Origin of the sequence: Sinorhizobium sp. P24N7 (assembly GCF_042436655.1) — a bacterium.
Classification (GTDB): Bacteria; Pseudomonadota; Alphaproteobacteria; order Rhizobiales; family Rhizobiaceae; genus Sinorhizobium; species Sinorhizobium meliloti_A.
On record NZ_JBHMIW010000023.1, the window covers coordinates 74,233 to 89,449 of the forward strand.

Genomic DNA, 15,217 nt, shown 5'->3' on the forward strand with positions numbered 1-15,217 from the left:
CGCTAGCGGATAGGCTCGTGGACGGTGACGAGCTTCGTCCCGTCGGGAAAAGTCGCCTCGACCTGGATGTCGTGGATCATCTCCGCAATGCCCTCCATCACCTGATCGCGGGTAAGAACATGGGCGCCTGCCTCCATCAGATCGGCGACGGAACGGCCGTCTCTCGCGCCTTCCACGACGAAGTCGGTGATGAGGGCGATAGCCTCGGGATGATTGAGCTTCACGCCCCGCTCGAGCCGCCGCCGCGCGACCATCGCCGCCATGGAAATCAACAGCTTGTCTTTTTCGCGCGGAGTGAGATTCATGCGTCGCCGTCCAGATCGATTGCAGGGATCAGAGAGTCCAGACTTTCGGCACAGACGCGTCTTTACGCAAGTGCGAAATGAGCGGGATCAGGATTTTTCTGAGCGCGAACCCATCGGCCGCAGCAAGGCGGGCGACGATCTTGTCCCGACCGCCGACTTGGTAATGGCTGACGCCGGACAGGGCATGTCCCGCGAGCGCCAGACGCATTCTGGAAAGCTGCGACTCGCAATCCGGCGCGGCATAGACGAGGGTCGCGAAGGCGGAAGCGCCGTCGAGGACCGCTCGCCGCGACGCAAGCGCCGCGACGTCTCCGGCCAAGGCGAGGTTCTCTGCGTGAATCAGCCTGCCGCCGCTTCGAATTCGCCAATTGTCGCGGAAGAGGCCGGCGCGCACCTCCTCGCCCATGGCCTTGCGGCCGATCAGAACTGCCTCCACCGCGAGAAAGGATGCGTCGGCGGCGAGGTCGACCTCCAGGCTCCGCGACAGGGCCGACCGATCGAACAGAATCGTCTCCTGCGGCAGCCAGTCGACGTGAGCGCCGGCGGCGACCGCTATGCGCGTCGCAATCTCGGCCGTGCCGGCGCTTGCCTTGTAGATCTTCTCGCAGGCCTGCGTCGTCAGCGTGAGTTTCGTGCCTTCTCCCGCCCTGAATTCCCAGGAAAGCCGGTCACCGCCCGTCACGCCGCCCGACGAATTGATGAGCACGGCCTCCATCGAGGCATCGAAGGTTCTGGGCAGACGGATCTTCGCACAGCCTTCCTGGTAGAGCTCGGCGATGCGCGTGCGTCCGCCTTCGGCCTTGGCGACGAGCCGCCCCTCTCCTCTCGCCCGCTGCGGTGCGATGATCGCTGCCGTTTCCATGGACGTTCGCCGAAGCTCCCCTTGGGACGGGTTTTCGCCCGAACCGCGTTGCAGAAGTCAAACCATTGTTTCACAGGAAGAGCCGAAGCCTCGCAAAAGCGAGGAGGCCGACACGTCTAAAACCCGCTCCACGGCCTGCGGCCAGCGGCGAGTGATAAGAATGCGCGGCTTGGCGGTCATCATATGTCTCCCGGAATCCTTCCGGATAGTGCATGAAATCGAGCCGATGGGTAGCCGGTCGGATACAAAAAGGGCACCCGAGGGTGCCCTTTTCAGCTGCTTTGCATTCCCGCTGGCTCAGGACCTTGCGAAGTCGAGCAGGTCCTTGTTGAGCTGGTCCTTGTGGGTATCCGTGATGCCGTGCGGCGCACCCGGATAGACCTTCAACTCGGCTTGAGGCACCAGCTTCTTGGAGGCACGGGCGGCAGCATCGATCGGCACGACCTGGTCGTCGTCGCCGTGTATGATGAGCGTCGGCACGTCGAATTTCTTCAAGTCTTCCGTGAAATCCGTCTGCGAAAAGGCGACGATGGAGTCATAGGCGTTCTTGTGACCGGCCGTCATGCCCTGCAGCCAGAAGCTGTCGATCATGCCCTGTGAAGGTTTCGCGCCGGGCCGGTTGAAGCCGAAGAACGGGCCCGAGGCGATGTCCCGGTAAAGCTGCGAGCGATCGGCGAGGCTGGCGGCCTGCAGGCCATCGAAGACCTCCTTCGGCAGACCGCCGGGGTTGTCGTCGGTCTTGACCATCAAGGGCGGCACTGCCGAGATCAGTCCTGCCTTGGCGACGCGGGCGGTCCCGTGGCGTCCGATATAGCGGGCGACTTCGCCGCCGCCGGTCGAGAAGCCGGCAAGGAAGATGTCCTTGAGGTCCAGCGTTTCGATCAGATCGGCGAGATCGTCGGCGTAATGGTCCATGTCGTTGCCGTCCCATGGCTGGCTCGAGCGGCCGTGGCCGCGGCGGTCATGGGTGACGACCCGAAAGCCGTTACTGGCGAGATAGAAGGCCTGTGCCTCCCAGCTGTCCGACGAAAGCGGCCAGCCGTGACTGAGGACGACCACCGGTCCGTCCTTCGGACCCCAGTCCTTGTAGTAGATCTCGACGCCATCACGCGTGTTGATCCTGCTGCCGGTTACTCTCGTGGCCGCCGCACCGGCTTGCGGCTCGGCGCCACCGGCGACGGCCGGGCTGGTGGCCGAGAGTGCGGCCGCGGCGGTAGCGGCGCCGATTGCGCCTGCCAGAATTTCTCTGCGGGAGACGTCGTTCGTGGTTGTCTTCGCCTGAGCCTTGGTCATTGGAAATGCTCCTTTCCCTGAAATCCGATCAAAATTCACACGATCCGATCATCGCCGCGGCCGTTAAATAGGCAACAATTAAATCGTGCACGATATTTATCGCGGACTGCGGCAGACGTCAATACCTTGCGATTATATCGCGAACGATTTATTATAGTCGGAAAGACAATCGGGACCGAAGCGATGGCAAAGGCAAACCTCCCTCCTTCGGAGGAACTCATGAAGCTCGACAACTTCCTGTGCTTCGCGATCTACTCCGCAAATCACGCCTTCACGCGTGTCTACAAGCCGCTCCTCGACGAGCTCGACCTGACCTACCCGCAATACCTCGTGATGGTGGCTCTTTGGGAAAAGGACGACCAGACCGTCGGCAGTCTGGGCGAGAAGCTGTTCCTGGAGTCGAGCACGCTCACTCCCATGCTGAAGCGGCTGGAAGCCATGGGCTACATTTTGCGCACCCGCGACAAGGCCGATGAGCGGCAAGTGCGCGTGCGCCTGGCCGAGACGGGCCGCGCGCTCCGGGAAAAAGCAAGCCGCGTCCCGATCGGCATTGCCGATGCGACGGGGATGGAGCCGGCAGAGGTCGCCCGGCTGAAACAAGAGATCGCGGCTCTCCGGGCATCGCTGCTGCGATAAAGTGCATCATTGAACAGGAAGCGTCGGCGCTCGAACACCAGCGCTAAGCCGATAACACCAAGACCGAATAGTCACCGCTCGGCGAAGGAGGCGGCGATGGCGCTGATGGATCGGAACAGGACGAAGGGATCTTCCTTCGAGGGCGTGAAACCACGCCTCTGCCAGAACAGCGAAGCCTCGACGTCAATCGCATTAACCATCACAGCGCGGCCGCCGATAAGGCTGGCCGCCCGGACGCAGCGTTGTAGCGCGTGCTTCGCCAGACCCGTCCCGATACCCAAGCCTGCCCACTGAGTGTCGGTGGCGAGTTGGCCGAGAAGGAGGCAGGGAACGGGATCAGGTGGCTGGCCAGTGCGGATCGAACGCGGAAGGACCGACGGCACGACCGCCGTGGGCGCCAGACCGTAGTAGCCGACGGCACGGCCTTCCTCATGCACCACGAGAACGGCAGTGAACCCCCTCTCCTGATTGGTCAGGGCGCGCGTTTTCAGCCAGTGATCGAGCGACGGCTTGCCACACGAGAATTGCGAGACATCATGCGCTGCGGAGAGCGGCTCGGGAACGGATAGCACCGGGTATTACCGTCTCGGAACGTAGCCAGGCTCCCATGGAGCAGGCCGTTTGGCCAGCTCGACCATCTCGGGAACAGGTTCGGCCGGAGCGGACAGGGCCTCCATGAAGGCGGCAAAACTGTCGGGGCTCATCCGGATCGGGCTTTGCTCCATGACCACTTCCTCGGCCGCGCGCACCGCCGCATCGCGCACGAATTCGGTGCGCGAGCGTCCCCGCAGGCTGGCAGCGCGATCAATCATCGCCACGTCTGCTTCGGGCAGGCGCATCGAGATGGGATATTCCTTGCGTTCCGCTGTGCTGGCCATCATTCGTCTCCTTCGGGGGAATATAGGGGTTTGTATCGCATACTGCAATACGAGATGGTCAATTCAATGGCCGAAGTTGTCGGCGAGAGGCGGGACGGAGCGGGATATGGCGATGCCAAGGCGGGAATCCCATAGGTCATCGTGCTATACCACAGTGCGCGATAGCGCGGTGGCCGCCCCCCCCGCGGCAATCCGGACCCGCGCTGGCTGCGCGTGGTCGATTTCCTGGCACGGCAGTTGGCAAGGGAATGCTATGCTCAAGAATACAGATGACGAAGCGACGGAGGAAGCGCACTACCTGATGCTTCGGAGCGAATCTCAGTGAAGGTTGCCGTTTACGCCCGCTATTCCTCGGACCAGCAGCGCAAGGCCTCGATCGCCGACCAGCTCCGCAAGTGCCGGCTACGGGCCGACCATTCCATCTCCTGCTCCAGCATGATCCAGCGGCCCGGCCTCCAGGCGCTGGTCATGGATTCCGTGCGCGGCCGCTTCGATATGGTGCTTGCCGAGGCGCTGGATCGCGTCAGCCGCGACAAGAGTGCGCCCATGCCGGGCGCACAACGGCAGAAGGCCCGGCGTTTGCCGCCGGGCCTTCCAGATCGCCTGTAAGAAGAACTATTCGTTCTGGAAGTAGCTGAACTTTCCGTCGTCACCCTTCTTCCAGGTGTACATGACGTAGTCCGGGCGGGTGATGTCGCCCTTTTCGTCGAAGCCGAGCTCGCCGATTGCCGTCTTGAACGGGCCTTTGGCCTTGATGGCTTCGGCGACCGCCTGCGGATCGGTGTTGCCGGCGGCCTTGGCGCCTTCTGCGATCACCTGAAGGGCCGCATAGGCATAGAGCGTGTAGGCTTCAGGCTCGAAGCCGGCGGCGCGGAACTTCTCGACGAGGTCCTTGGCAGCCGGGCTCTTGCGCGGGTCCGGTGCGAAGGTCATCAGCGTGCCGTCGACCGCATCGCCGGCAATCGAGGCCAGTTCGTTCGAGACGATGCCGTCGCCCGACATCATCGTCGCGTTCAGGCCCTGGTCCTTCATCTGGCGCATGATCAGGCCGGCTTCCGTGTGCAGACCGCCGTAATAGACGATCGAGACACCAGCCTGTTTCATCTTGGCGATAAGTGCGGAGAAGTCCTTGTCGCCGGTGTTGATGCCTTCATAGAGCGCCTCGGTGACGCCGGCTTCGTTCATCGACTTCTTGGTCTCGTCGGCAAGGCCCTGACCATAGGGGGTCTTGTCGTGAATGACGGCGACTTTTGCGTCCTTGAAATTGGCCGCGATATAAGCGCCCGCAACGGCGCCCTGCTGGTCGTCACGGCCACAGGTGCGGAAGGTGTTCCACAGGCCACGTTCGGTATATTGCGGGTTGGTCGAGGCCGGCGTCACCTGCAGGATGCCGTTTTCCGCATAGATTTCCGATGCGGGAATCGAGACGCCCGAGTTGAAGTGACCAACGACGAATTTCACGCCATCGGCCACGAATTTCTGGGCGACGGAAACACCCTGCTTGGGATCCGAAACGTCGTCGCCGAGTACGACCTTGATCTGTTCCCCATTGATGCCGCCTGCAGCATTGATGTCCTCGGCCGCCTGCTCTGCACCTTTCTGGATCTGCGCGCCGAAGGCGGCGTTCGGACCAGTCAACGGAGCTCCGACACCGACCAGGATGTCAGCCCACGCGGTGCCGCTGAAGGCGACCATTGCTGTCAGCGCAACGGCCGACAGAAGAGACTTTTTCATCTTGTTACTCCCAAATATTCGAGCGGGTCTCGTTTCATAAGCCTGCGCAATGCCCACCATCATTGCGCCGGTGTTCTTTCGCACCGGCCGCGGACCGGCACGCGCCGTTCCCTTATTTTGCCTTCCAGGAGAAAGGCGAAGTTTTTTCATAAAGCCAATAGTACATGCTGGCCATTTGCTTGGTCCGATAGTAACGGAAACCAGCGGCAGCAAACAATAAAAGGACGACCGTGTCCACTACATAGTATTGCAGGGTGAACATCGTTCCGTTGAAAAGCGCATGGTGGATGAACCGGATGCCCCAGCCCAAAAGTGCGACATAAATCACGAGCCGCGGAACGTCACCCCAGCTTTCCGCGACGCTCTTGCCGGTCCGCCACGCGGTCCAGCCCCCGAGAACGCAGGTGATGAAAACAAACTGCCAGATCGAGGCTTCTTCGTAGAGAATTCCGTGCATCTCACTCAACTCCACACCCGGCGGATCAATGGCGGCCGCCTTCGAGATAGGCCGCGCGAACCTCCGGATTGGCGAGGAGGTCCTTGCCTGACCCGCTCATCGTCACACGGCCGTTGACCATTACATAGCCTCGATCGGAAAGCTTGAGCGCTCCGAAGGCGTTCTGTTCGACGAGGAACACGGTGAGGCCCTCGGTCTTGTTGAGCACCTTGATCGCTTCGAAGATACCTTTGACGATCAATGGCGCAAGCCCGAGCGACGGCTCGTCGAGCAGCAGGAGCTTCGGACGGGCCATCAGAGCACGGCCGATCGACAACATCTGCTGCTCGCCTCCCGAAAGCGTCCCCCCACGCTGCGCCTGCCGCTCCTTGAGCCGCGGGAAAAGCGTGAAGACCTTCTCCACGTCTTCCTTGAAGTGCTTCAGATTGTCGAGGCTCGCACCCATCTGGAGGTTTTCGAGCACCGTCATGCGTGGGAAAATCCGGCGCCCTTCCGGCGACTGGGCAATCCTCAGACGCGCGATCTCATGCGTGGGCAGACGCGTGATGTCCTGGCCGTCGAAGTGAACCGAGCCGGTGCGCGCCTGCGGGCTGCCGCAGATCGTCATCATGAGCGTCGATTTCCCGGCGCCGTTGGCGCCGATCAGCGCGACGATCTCGCCACGATGGACCTCCATGTCCACGCCGCTCAGCGCGCGGATATTGCCGTAATAGGTCTCGACGCCTCTCACATGCAGCAGGGGCGCAGTCATTGTCCGGGCCCCCCACGCTCGCCTTCGATTTCCTCGATTTCTCCGATCACCTCTTCAACCTCTTCGTCCTCGACACCCAGATAGGCCGCAATGACCTTTGGATCGTTCTTCACGAAGTCCGGGGTGCCGTCGGAAATCTTCTGACCGTATTCGAGCACGACGACGTGATCCGATATTTCCATCACAACGGACATATCGTGCTCGATCAACAGGATGGAGGTGCCGGTATCGCGCCGGATCTCTTGGAGCAGTTCATTGAGGGCGAGCGATTCGCGCGGATTGAGACCCGCCGCGGGCTCGTCCAGGCAGAGAAGCTCCGGCCCGGTACACATTGCGCGGGCGATCTCGAGCCGCCGCTGGGCACCATAGGGCAGGTCGCCGGCCGGATCGTCGGCTCGCTCGGTCAGCGATGCCTTTTCGAGCCAGTGCCTGGCGAGCTCGATCGATTCCCTGGATGCTTCGCGATAGGCCGGGAAGCCGAACAGGCCGAGAATGGTATAGCCGGACGCCCGCATCAGCTTGTTGTGCTGGGCAACGAGCAGGTTTTCGAGCACCGTCAGACCCGAGAACATGCGGATGTTCTGGAAGGTCCGAGCCACCTTGGCCTTTTTGGTGATTTCAAAATCCGGCAGCCGTTCCAGAAGGAATTCGGCACCCGACTTCTGCCGCATGGTGATCATGCCCATCGTCGGTTTGTAGAAACCGGTGATGCAGTTGAACACCGTCGTCTTGCCCGCTCCGTTCGGACCGATCAGCGCTGTGATCTCGCCACGCTCCGCCTCGAAGGAGAAGTCGTTGATGGCCATGAGACCGCCGAAGCGCATCGACAGGCGTTCAACCTTGAGGATGGGATCTTTTGTCATGGTGTCGGTCCCAAAGGCCATCAGCCGTGCCCCTCTTTGGTGAAGCTGCCGGAGATTGCCCTGCGTTCGCGCAGGAACGCGGTCGGCTCGCGTGATCCGACGAAGCCGCGCGGCTTCCAGACCATGACGACGACCATGGCGAGGCCGAAGATCAGCATGCGATAGAGTTCCGGCGTGAAGGTCGGTCCGAAGATCATCTTGAGGAAGGTCAGTTCACGCAGGATTTCCGTGCCGCCGATCATGACGACGGCGGCAATGGCGATACCCGTCAGCGAGCCCATGCCGCCGAGAACCACGATGGCGAGGATAACGGCCGATTCCAGGAAGACGAAGGATTCCGGCGAGACGAATCCCTGGCGCACCGCGAAGAACGAACCGGCAAAGCCGCCGAACATCGCGCCCGTCGCAAACGCCGTCAGCTTGGTGGTGACGGTGTTGATGCCGAGGGAACGGCAGGCGATCTCGTCTTCACGCAATGCCTCCCAGGCGCGGCCGATGGGCATCCGGCGCAGCCGGATCGTGACGAACGCCGTCAGCAGGGCAAGACCGAGGATCAGATAGAACAGGAAGATCTTGTAATAGGCCGAAGACATCGGCAGGCCCATCATTGCCGCGAAGCCGTCCTTCGTGGCATCGAACTTGATACCGAAGAGCGTCGCCTTGGCGATGCCGGAAACGCCGAACGTGCCTTTGGTGACTTCCGTCCAATTGATCAGCACGAGGCGGATGATCTCACCGAAGGCGAGGGTCACGATCGCGAGGTAATCACCCCTGAGGCGCAGCACCGGAAAGCCGAGAACGACGCCCCAGCAGGCGGCGAGAAGGCCGGCAATCGGCAGCAGCACCCAGAAGGACAGGCCGAAATAGCTGGAGAGCAGCGCGTAGGAATAGGCACCGACGGCATAGAAGGCCACATAGCCGAGATCGAGCAGCCCGGCGAGACCGACGACGATGTTGAGGCCCCAGGCAAGCATCACGTAGATGAGGATCTGAATGCCGAAATTGTCGACCCATTTCAGCGATCCCTGGACGCCCACGAGCGCGACGATCACCGGTGGGTAGAACAGCAGCAGGATGACCGCGATCTTCGACCAGTTGCGGCTGAAGAAGGTCTCCTCCTTCACCACATCGGGCGCGGCCGCCTTTGCCGCCTTGCGCTGCGCCAGCCGCGGCTGGACATAGGCGACCATGAGAAAGCGGCCGACCATGGCGATGGCCACGAAGGTCGCAAGCAGGCCAAATCGCGGCGTGAGGATGAGCTCGTTGCGGATGTTCTGGTCGGTCTTGAGGCCGACGAAGAGCACGAACATTCCGAGCGTGATGAGGCCCGCAAAGACAGCCTCGCGGAGCGCCCGCGCCGTCAGCTCGCTGCCGGCGCTTGCGGTTGTGGATGCGACATTTGCCATGGAACTATACCTTCTCGACTTCCGGTCGTCCGAGAATACCCGACGGCTTGAAGATCAGGACGATCGCGAGAATAGAGAAGGTCGCGACATCCTTGTAGTCGATGGTGAAGTAGGCGGACCACAGCGACTCGATGAGGCCTATCAGCAAGCCGCCGAGCACGGCGCCGGGCAGCGACCCGATCCCACCGAGAACGGCAGCGGTAAACGCCTTGACTCCCGGGGCGAAACCGTCGGTGAAGACGACCACGCCGTAATACATCAGATACATGGTCCCGGCGACGGCGGCGAGGGCGGCGCCCATGATGAAGGTCACCGAGATCGTGCGGTCGACATCGACACCGAGCAGCGCCGCCATCTTGCGGTCCTGTTCGGTCGCACGCTGGGCCCGGCCGAGCGGAGTTCGGTTGACGATGTACCAGAAGACCGAGAGCAGGATTGCCGTGATGACGACGATGATGATCTGCTTCAGAGAAACCGAGATGCCGAACAGGTCATAGACCGAGGAGACCAGAGGCGGGATAGGCTTGTTCCGCGGGCCCTGCGTCACCTGGATGAAGTTCGACAGCACGATCGACATGCCGATCGCCGTGATCAGCGGCGCCAGACGGAAGGAACCGCGAAGCGGGCGATAGGCCACGCGTTCGATGGTCCAGTTCCAAAGCGCAGCCGTCAGCATACCGACGACCATCATGATCAAAAGCGCCAGTACAACCGGCACGCCGGCAATGAAAGTCGTGAGAAGCAAGAAGACGATCAATGCGGCAAAGCCGCCAAGCATGAAGATATCGCCGTGGGCGAAGTTGATCATGCCGATGATGCCGTAGACCATGGTATAACCGATCGCGATCATACCATAAATAGACCCAAGCGTCAGCCCGTTGACGAGCTGCTGGACAAAATACTCCATCAATCTTCCCCTGGACCGGATCCTGTCGGTCCGATCTCTTGTTTTTTAATACTCGTTTTCGAGCATGTGCTAGGCCCGATTTCATACCGCTTTCAATTGAAAATGAAAGCTAAAAAATGCGCCACCACCAAATTGTTCCGCGATAAAATCGATTTGACACTTTTCGAGCCGGAAAAATGAAAATTTCAGCAGCATTCGCTTGCGAAATAGCCTCCTTCGGCAGCAAAGGGCAGAAAGCGGCAATGAAGCGGGGCGCATTACCGTGGGCGGAAGCCCCATCCCGCCGCGGCAAATGACCCGCGCAGCAATTCAAGTGCTACAGTGGCCGTTGCCCGTCTGATAAGAGGCGAAGCGCTCCAAAGCGAATCGCCTCGACCGCAAGAACAGGAAGCAATGCTGGACATACTGGAGACATCGGCGCTCGCCGCCGGACAAGCAATCCTGGAAATTTACCGGGCCGGGCCGGCCGTCACCTACAAGGCTGACGCCTCGCCCGTGACCGATGCGGACCACCGCGCCGAGCAGATCATCCTTGCCGATTTGGCGGCCGCCTTCCCGGATATACCGGTCGTCGCGGAGGAGGAGGTCGCCGCAGGCCACGTTGCCGATATCGCCGGAACGCGCTTCTTCCTCGTCGACCCGCTGGACGGCACGAAGGAATTCGTCGAGCGCAACAGCCATTTCACCGTCAATATCGGCCTCATAGAAAGCGGCGCACCCGTCGCCGGCGTCGTCTATGCACCGGCTCTCGGCCTCATCTATTCGGCGGCTGCGGGCATGGCGAAGAAGGCGGTGGTCGGGGATGGCCAGGTAACGGGCGAATGGACCACCATCGGCTGCCGCCGCTGCGGCGACCGGCCGATGGCGCTGACCAGCCGCTGGCACAACAGCCCCGAAACGATCTCCTTCCTCACCGATCAGGACATCAGCGACCATGAGGCCGTCGGCTCGTCGCTGAAGTTTTGCCTGCTGGCGGAAGGCATTGCCGACATCTATCCGCGCTTCAGCCGGACGATGGAGTGGGACACCGCGGCAGGCGACGCGATCCTGAGGGCGGCAGGTGGCCAGACACTGACAATGGCGGGCAATCCGCTCGGCTACGGCAAGCGCAATCAACCGGATGACAGCGACTTCGCCAATCCCTGGTTCATCTCGCGCGGCAGGGCGTAGGCCGCAACGGCAGTCACATGTCTCTTGAAGAGGCGGCCGTGGCGATGAGGCTGCTGAGCGTTCCCTCGCTGAAGGGTTTGTCGATCCTCGGAACATCGCGAAGATGGCTCGGCAGCGCCAACAGTTCCCCGTAGCCACTGGTGAAGCCGAAGCTGATGCCCCGCGCCATCAGCGCATCGGCAACGGCAAAGCTCGTGTCGTCCCCCAGGTTGATGTCGAGAATTGCGAAATCGAACGTATGATCGGCGATGAGTTCCATCGCCTTTGCTCTGGTGGTGGCGACGTGAACGCTCGTCACCCCGAGAGCGACGAGCATCTCTTCCATGTCCAGAGCGATAAGGAAATTGTCCTCGAGGACGAGGACTGACTTGATGGCCGGCGGAACCTGACTGACTGGCATTATATCTGCATCCTCGGCCTCTCGTTTTTCCGAGACCATAAAGAAGCGGCTAATAGAACACCCGGGAGGCCGGGCGCATTTAAAAAAGACATGTTGTACGTAATTAGACGCATAACGATTCGCATCAAATCAGCGGCCGCTTCGGCTCGCTGAATCCGTCCCAGCCCGCAAGCGCAAGCAAGCCGTCGATATCGTGGACGGCGCAGCCCTTCTCGGCCCAGCGCAGGAGGCCCCTGGCAGCCAGCTTCTTCAGCGTCTTGTTGGTGTGGACGATCGAGAGGCCGAGCGTGTCGGCAACGTGTTGCTGCGTGACGGGAATAACAGTCCAGCCGCCGCGGAAGAGCTCCAGCGTGGCGGCTCTCTGGTAAAGAAAGGCGATGAGGTAGGCTGCCCGCTCCAGAGCGGAACGGCGGCCGATGCTCAGCAGATTCTCGTCCAGCATCCGCTCCTCACGCGCTGCGATCCAGGTCAGGTCGTAGGCGAGGTCGGGATGCTGCCTGTAAAGTTCGCCGAGCCTGTCGCGCTGGAAGACGCAGAGCACGACCGGCGAAAGCGCCTCGATCGAATGCTGCATCTCGCCCATGAGAGTGCCTTGCAGCCCGACGATATCGCCCGGCATCACGTAGTTCAGGATCTGCCGCCGGCCGTCATCGAGCATCTTGTAGCGAAAGCCCCATCCGGAAAGCACGGTGAACAGATGCTCGCTTTGCTCCCCCTCCGCGAGTATCGTCGCGCTCGCATCGAAGACGAGCTCGCCGATCTTGAAGTGGGAGACGAATGCAAGTTCTTCCGCCTTGAAGGGGCGAAACAGCGGAAGCGGGCGCAAGGGACACTCTTTGCAGGGCGTGCCTTTGTTGAATTTGCCTTCGGTTATCATGAGGTATCTCGAGGCCCGGCGGACCGGAGCGGATGGGGCAGACTTGACACACTAGCATGGCGCAAAAGAACGACAAGACCGAAGACGAAAGCTGGTGAACGCCGCCTCGGATCATGGACTTGCCCGCGGCCAGACCCTATGTCTGCCTCTATCCTTCGCTGGAGCGGGGCAGGAAAATGGGCGCGGTTTCCGCCCCTATCCCGCTCCGACCCGAATTCATGAACGTCATCTAGCAGGATTGAAGCCCATGTTGTCCTACTCCGCCATAGCCAAGAACAACGTCGCCGTCGTGACCGGCGCCGCCTCCGGCATCGGCCTTGCCTCGGCACGGCGGTTTGCGAGCCTCGGAATGAAAGTCGTGCTCGCGGATCTTGGCGGCGAAAAGCTGCAAGCAGCTGCAGCCGAGGTAGCGAAGGCGGCTCCGGGCGGCTCCGGCGATGTCGCCGCGGTCGAAACCGACGTGTCGCGGGCGGACGACCTCGTGGCTCTGGCGCGTGTCACGCAAGAGCGCTTCGGACACGTGCATGTGCTGATGAACAATGCCGGCATCCAGCCTGGCAGCTCTGTCTTCGGCCCGCTGGAAAACTGGGAGGCCGTGATCGGCGTAAATCTCTGGGGCGTCATCAACGGCTCGCGCATTTTCGCGCCGGCAATGGTCGCCCATGGAGAACCCGCGCTGATCATCAACACGGGGTCCAAGCAAGGCATCACCACGCCGCCCGGCGATCCCGCCTACAACCTTTCGAAAGCGGGCGTGAAGGTCTTCACCGAGGCCCTGCAGCACGAACTGCGCAATACCGAGGACTGCAAGGTCAATGCGCATCTGCTGATCCCCGGTTTCGTCTACACGTCCCTCACCGCGCAGGGACGCACCGAGAAGCCGGCAGGCGCCTGGACGCCGGAACAGACGGTGGACTTCATGATGGAGAGCCTTGCCCGCGGCGACTTCTATATCCTTTGCCCCGACAACGAGGTCGCGCGTTCAACGGATGAAAAGCGCATTCTTTGGGCAGCGGGAGACATCGTCGAAAACCGGCCGCCGCTTTCACGCTGGCACCCGGATTATGGCGAAGCCTTCCAGTCGTTTCTCGCCGGGACGACGGCAGGGAGGACAAAACCGTGACGAGCGGCATTCACCACATCACCCTGATCGCCCGCAAGGTACAGGCCAATGTCGATTTCTATGTCGGCTTCCTGGGGCTGCACCTCGTCAAGCGGACCGGCGGCTACGAAGATCCCAATCAGTTGCATCTCTTCTATGGCGACGCCGCGGGCTCGCCGGGCTCTCTCGTGAGTTTCCTGGTCTGGGAGGACGGCTCTCCGGGCCGGGTCGGTCACGGCCAGCCGAGCGAGATCGCCTTCGCCATTCCGCCTGACAGCATCGGCTACTGGATGACGCGAGCGCTGAAGTTCAACATCCAGGCAACCGGCCCGTCGCAGGAATTCGGCGAACCGGTCCTGCGTCTGAAGGACCCGGACGGCGTGATCGTCAAGCTGGTGGGAACGAACGCGCTTGCGGAGCCTGCGCCCTGGGCGGGACGCGACATCCCCGAAACGGACTCGATCCGCCGCTTACGCGGCGCGACGGTGCTCACGGAAAAACCGAAAGACACGGCGCACTTCCTTCAAAACCACTTCGGCTACACCGAGACCGGAGCGACGGAGAGCATCCGCCGCCTCACCTCGTCGTCCGGGGACGTGATCGATGTCCGCGATGCCGGCGGCTTCTGGAGTGCCGCCCCTGGTACCGGCACGATCGACCACATCGCCTTCCGCGCCCCCGATGAGGCGACCGTGCTTGCGGTGAGAGCCGATCTCGAGCAGGAGCACGCCGGCGCCACCAATGCGCATGACCGGAAATATTTCTTCTCGCTCTATGTGCGCGAGCCCGGCGGTGCGCTCTGCGAGCTCGCTACGGACGGGCCCGGCTTTACCGTCGACGAAGCTCCGGATGCTCTCGGCACGACGCTGTTCCTGCCCCCGCATCTGGCGAGCGATCCCACGGCAACGCTGGTCAGGCTGCCGCAATTTGCGCTGCCCGGCGAACCCAGGGTGCCGCAGCGCGAGCTTCCCTTCATCCATCGGTTCCACCGTCCGGAGAACGCGAACGATCGCACCTTCGTGCTGCTGCACGGCAGCGGCGGCAACGAAATCGATATGCTGCCCTTCGGCCGTCAGCTCGATCCGCATGCGACTCTCCTGGGCGTGCGCGGCCGCAGCACCGAGGAAGGCTTCCCGCGCTGGTTCCGGCGTTTTTCGATGACGAAATTCGACCAGCAGGACATTCGCTCGGAAGCGGAAGCGTTTGCCGCCTTCGTCGAGGGCGCGCGCGAGAGCTACGGCCTCGACCCGGAGAAAACCGTGTTCATCGGCTACTCGAACGGCGCCAACCTGCTCGCCGCGGTGCTGCATCTCCACCCGGGCATTGTCAGGAACGCGGTGCTGATGCGCGCGATGGCGGCGCTCGAAAGCGCGCCGGAACCGGACCTTGCCGGCACCAAAGTGCTGATGCTCACCGGCAAGGACGACCCCTACGGCAAGCACGCGCCGGAACTGAAGAGGGCGCTCAGGGCCAGCGGAGCCGATTTCGAGGAAGTCGACCTCGATACCGGCCACGGAATAGGCGTCGAAGACATCGCCGTTATCCGGCCCTGGCTCGCGGAATCCGGCCTCTGAGC

At 61.9% G+C, this 15,217-nt stretch carries 19 protein-coding genes; 5 read left to right on the plus strand and 14 right to left on the minus strand.

Annotation, left to right across the window (positions count from 1 at the left end; all coding sequences use genetic code 11):
• Positions 1–2: 2 nt before the first annotated feature.
• The 4 genes from ACFHWW_RS30395 to ACFHWW_RS30410 form a co-directional block, all read right to left on the minus strand.
• On the minus strand, positions 3–305 hold the full coding sequence (locus ACFHWW_RS30395) for an urease subunit gamma (protein WP_100671906.1): 303 nt from the start codon (positions 303–305) through the stop codon (positions 3–5).
• A 28-nt stretch (positions 306–333) separates the two neighbouring features.
• Complete coding sequence (locus ACFHWW_RS30400) at positions 334–1,167, minus strand: urease accessory protein UreD (protein ID WP_275597493.1); 834 nt, start codon at positions 1,165–1,167, stop codon at positions 334–336.
• A gap of 57 nt (positions 1,168–1,224) precedes the next feature.
• Positions 1,225–1,347, minus strand: a complete 123-nt coding sequence (locus tag ACFHWW_RS30405) for a hypothetical protein (RefSeq protein ID WP_272939031.1) — start codon at positions 1,345–1,347, stop codon at positions 1,225–1,227.
• A 117-nt stretch (positions 1,348–1,464) separates the two neighbouring features.
• Complete coding sequence (locus tag ACFHWW_RS30410) at positions 1,465–2,460, minus strand: alpha/beta fold hydrolase (RefSeq protein ID WP_275597492.1); 996 nt, start codon at positions 2,458–2,460, stop codon at positions 1,465–1,467.
• Between the two features lie 183 nt (positions 2,461–2,643).
• On the opposite strand from ACFHWW_RS30410, the gene ACFHWW_RS30415 reads away from it, so the two are divergent.
• Positions 2,644–3,096, plus strand: a complete 453-nt coding sequence (locus ACFHWW_RS30415) for a MarR family winged helix-turn-helix transcriptional regulator (protein WP_275597491.1) — start codon at positions 2,644–2,646, stop codon at positions 3,094–3,096.
• 71 nt (positions 3,097–3,167) lie between these two features.
• Here the strand turns inward: ACFHWW_RS30415 and ACFHWW_RS30420 are convergent, their stop codons facing one another.
• Together ACFHWW_RS30420 and ACFHWW_RS30425 are read right to left on the minus strand one after the other, a co-directional pair.
• The gene (locus tag ACFHWW_RS30420) at positions 3,168–3,668 is read right to left on the minus strand and encodes a GNAT family N-acetyltransferase (protein ID WP_100671909.1); all 501 of its coding nucleotides are present in this window, start codon (positions 3,666–3,668) and stop codon (positions 3,168–3,170) included.
• Between the two features lie 6 nt (positions 3,669–3,674).
• Positions 3,675–3,974 (minus strand): DUF1778 domain-containing protein, encoded by a 300-nt coding sequence (locus ACFHWW_RS30425; RefSeq protein WP_018095760.1) that lies wholly within the window; start codon positions 3,972–3,974, stop codon positions 3,675–3,677.
• A gap of 321 nt (positions 3,975–4,295) precedes the next feature.
• Between ACFHWW_RS30425 and ACFHWW_RS30430 the strand changes: the two genes are divergently transcribed.
• Positions 4,296–4,583 (plus strand): recombinase family protein, encoded by a 288-nt coding sequence (locus tag ACFHWW_RS30430; RefSeq protein WP_379942964.1) that lies wholly within the window; start codon positions 4,296–4,298, stop codon positions 4,581–4,583.
• 6 nt (positions 4,584–4,589) lie between these two features.
• On the opposite strand, the gene ACFHWW_RS30435 is transcribed toward ACFHWW_RS30430, so the two are convergent.
• The 6 genes from ACFHWW_RS30435 to ACFHWW_RS30460 all read right to left on the minus strand — a co-directional run bounded on the left by ACFHWW_RS30435 (position 4,590) and on the right by ACFHWW_RS30460 (position 10,092).
• The gene (locus ACFHWW_RS30435) at positions 4,590–5,708 is read right to left on the minus strand and encodes a branched-chain amino acid ABC transporter substrate-binding protein (protein WP_018095763.1); all 1,119 of its coding nucleotides are present in this window, start codon (positions 5,706–5,708) and stop codon (positions 4,590–4,592) included.
• A gap of 112 nt (positions 5,709–5,820) precedes the next feature.
• On the minus strand, positions 5,821–6,165 hold the full coding sequence (locus tag ACFHWW_RS30440) for a DUF6867 family protein (RefSeq protein ID WP_100671910.1): 345 nt from the start codon (positions 6,163–6,165) through the stop codon (positions 5,821–5,823).
• Positions 6,166–6,190: 25 nt separating this feature from the next.
• Positions 6,191–6,916 (minus strand): ABC transporter ATP-binding protein, encoded by a 726-nt coding sequence (locus ACFHWW_RS30445; protein ID WP_100671911.1) that lies wholly within the window; start codon positions 6,914–6,916, stop codon positions 6,191–6,193.
• Positions 6,913–7,800: an ABC transporter ATP-binding protein gene (locus tag ACFHWW_RS30450; RefSeq protein ID WP_018095766.1), complete on the minus strand. Its 888-nt coding sequence runs from the start codon at positions 7,798–7,800 to the stop codon at positions 6,913–6,915. Before ACFHWW_RS30450 ends, ACFHWW_RS30445 begins: the two co-directional genes overlap by 4 nt.
• Positions 7,800–9,185 carry a high-affinity branched-chain amino acid ABC transporter permease LivM gene (gene livM / locus ACFHWW_RS30455; protein WP_275597486.1) on the minus strand — a complete coding sequence of 462 codons (1,386 nt, stop codon included), beginning with the start codon at positions 9,183–9,185 and terminating at the stop codon, positions 7,800–7,802. The genes ACFHWW_RS30450 and livM overlap by 1 nt, the downstream gene beginning before the upstream one ends.
• Before the next feature lie 4 nt (positions 9,186–9,189).
• Positions 9,190–10,092, minus strand: a complete 903-nt coding sequence (locus ACFHWW_RS30460; RefSeq protein WP_003525638.1) for a branched-chain amino acid ABC transporter permease — start codon at positions 10,090–10,092, stop codon at positions 9,190–9,192.
• 393 nt (positions 10,093–10,485) lie between these two features.
• Here ACFHWW_RS30460 and cysQ point away from each other — a divergent pair, with 393 nt between their 5' ends.
• The gene (gene cysQ / locus ACFHWW_RS30465) at positions 10,486–11,262 is read left to right on the plus strand and encodes a 3'(2'),5'-bisphosphate nucleotidase CysQ (protein ID WP_379942968.1); all 777 of its coding nucleotides are present in this window, start codon (positions 10,486–10,488) and stop codon (positions 11,260–11,262) included.
• Positions 11,263–11,275: 13 nt separating this feature from the next.
• Here the strand turns inward: cysQ and ACFHWW_RS30470 are convergent, their stop codons facing one another.
• Complete coding sequence (locus tag ACFHWW_RS30470) at positions 11,276–11,662, minus strand: response regulator (RefSeq protein ID WP_100671914.1); 387 nt, start codon at positions 11,660–11,662, stop codon at positions 11,276–11,278.
• 124 nt (positions 11,663–11,786) lie between these two features.
• Positions 11,787–12,539 (minus strand): Crp/Fnr family transcriptional regulator, encoded by a 753-nt coding sequence (locus ACFHWW_RS30475; RefSeq protein WP_100671915.1) that lies wholly within the window; start codon positions 12,537–12,539, stop codon positions 11,787–11,789.
• 247 nt (positions 12,540–12,786) lie between these two features.
• On the opposite strand from ACFHWW_RS30475, the gene ACFHWW_RS30480 reads away from it, so the two are divergent.
• Positions 12,787–13,662 (plus strand): SDR family NAD(P)-dependent oxidoreductase, encoded by an 876-nt coding sequence (locus ACFHWW_RS30480; RefSeq protein WP_379942970.1) that lies wholly within the window; start codon positions 12,787–12,789, stop codon positions 13,660–13,662.
• A complete protein-coding gene (locus ACFHWW_RS30485; protein WP_379942972.1) occupies positions 13,659–15,215 on the plus strand; it encodes a VOC family protein in 1,557 nt (518 codons plus the stop codon). The genes ACFHWW_RS30480 and ACFHWW_RS30485 overlap by 4 nt, the downstream gene beginning before the upstream one ends.
• Positions 15,216–15,217: the final 2 nt, after the last annotated feature.

Bases quoted from the DNA above. Each gene is read 5' to 3' on its own strand.
- ACFHWW_RS30435 (WP_018095763.1), bottom strand. From the start codon at position 5,708: ATGAAAAAGTCTCTTCTGTCGGCCGTTGCGCTGACAGCAATGGTCGCC.
- ACFHWW_RS30460 (WP_003525638.1), bottom strand. From the start codon at position 10,092: ATGGAGTATTTTGTCCAGCAGCTCGTCAACGGGCTGACGCTTGGGTCT.
- ACFHWW_RS30470 (WP_100671914.1), bottom strand. From the start codon at position 11,662: ATGCCAGTCAGTCAGGTTCCGCCGGCCATCAAGTCAGTCCTCGTCCTC.
- ACFHWW_RS30450 (WP_018095766.1), bottom strand. From the start codon at position 7,800: ATGGCCTTTGGGACCGACACCATGACAAAAGATCCCATCCTCAAGGTT.
- ACFHWW_RS30475 (WP_100671915.1), bottom strand. From the start codon at position 12,539: ATGATAACCGAAGGCAAATTCAACAAAGGCACGCCCTGCAAAGAGTGT.
- ACFHWW_RS30425 (WP_018095760.1), bottom strand. From the start codon at position 3,974: ATGGCCAGCACAGCGGAACGCAAGGAATATCCCATCTCGATGCGCCTG.
- ACFHWW_RS30405 (WP_272939031.1), bottom strand. From the start codon at position 1,347: ATGACCGCCAAGCCGCGCATTCTTATCACTCGCCGCTGGCCGCAGGCC.
- ACFHWW_RS30445 (WP_100671911.1), bottom strand. From the start codon at position 6,916: ATGACTGCGCCCCTGCTGCATGTGAGAGGCGTCGAGACCTATTACGGC.
- ACFHWW_RS30395 (WP_100671906.1), bottom strand. From the start codon at position 305: ATGAATCTCACTCCGCGCGAAAAAGACAAGCTGTTGATTTCCATGGCG.
- ACFHWW_RS30440 (WP_100671910.1), bottom strand. From the start codon at position 6,165: ATGCACGGAATTCTCTACGAAGAAGCCTCGATCTGGCAGTTTGTTTTC.
- ACFHWW_RS30480 (WP_379942970.1), top strand. From the start codon at position 12,787: ATGTTGTCCTACTCCGCCATAGCCAAGAACAACGTCGCCGTCGTGACC.
- cysQ (WP_379942968.1), top strand. From the start codon at position 10,486: ATGCTGGACATACTGGAGACATCGGCGCTCGCCGCCGGACAAGCAATC.
- ACFHWW_RS30400 (WP_275597493.1), bottom strand. From the start codon at position 1,167: ATGGAAACGGCAGCGATCATCGCACCGCAGCGGGCGAGAGGAGAGGGG.
- ACFHWW_RS30415 (WP_275597491.1), top strand. From the start codon at position 2,644: ATGGCAAAGGCAAACCTCCCTCCTTCGGAGGAACTCATGAAGCTCGAC.
- livM (WP_275597486.1), bottom strand. From the start codon at position 9,185: ATGGCAAATGTCGCATCCACAACCGCAAGCGCCGGCAGCGAGCTGACG.
- ACFHWW_RS30410 (WP_275597492.1), bottom strand. From the start codon at position 2,460: ATGACCAAGGCTCAGGCGAAGACAACCACGAACGACGTCTCCCGCAGA.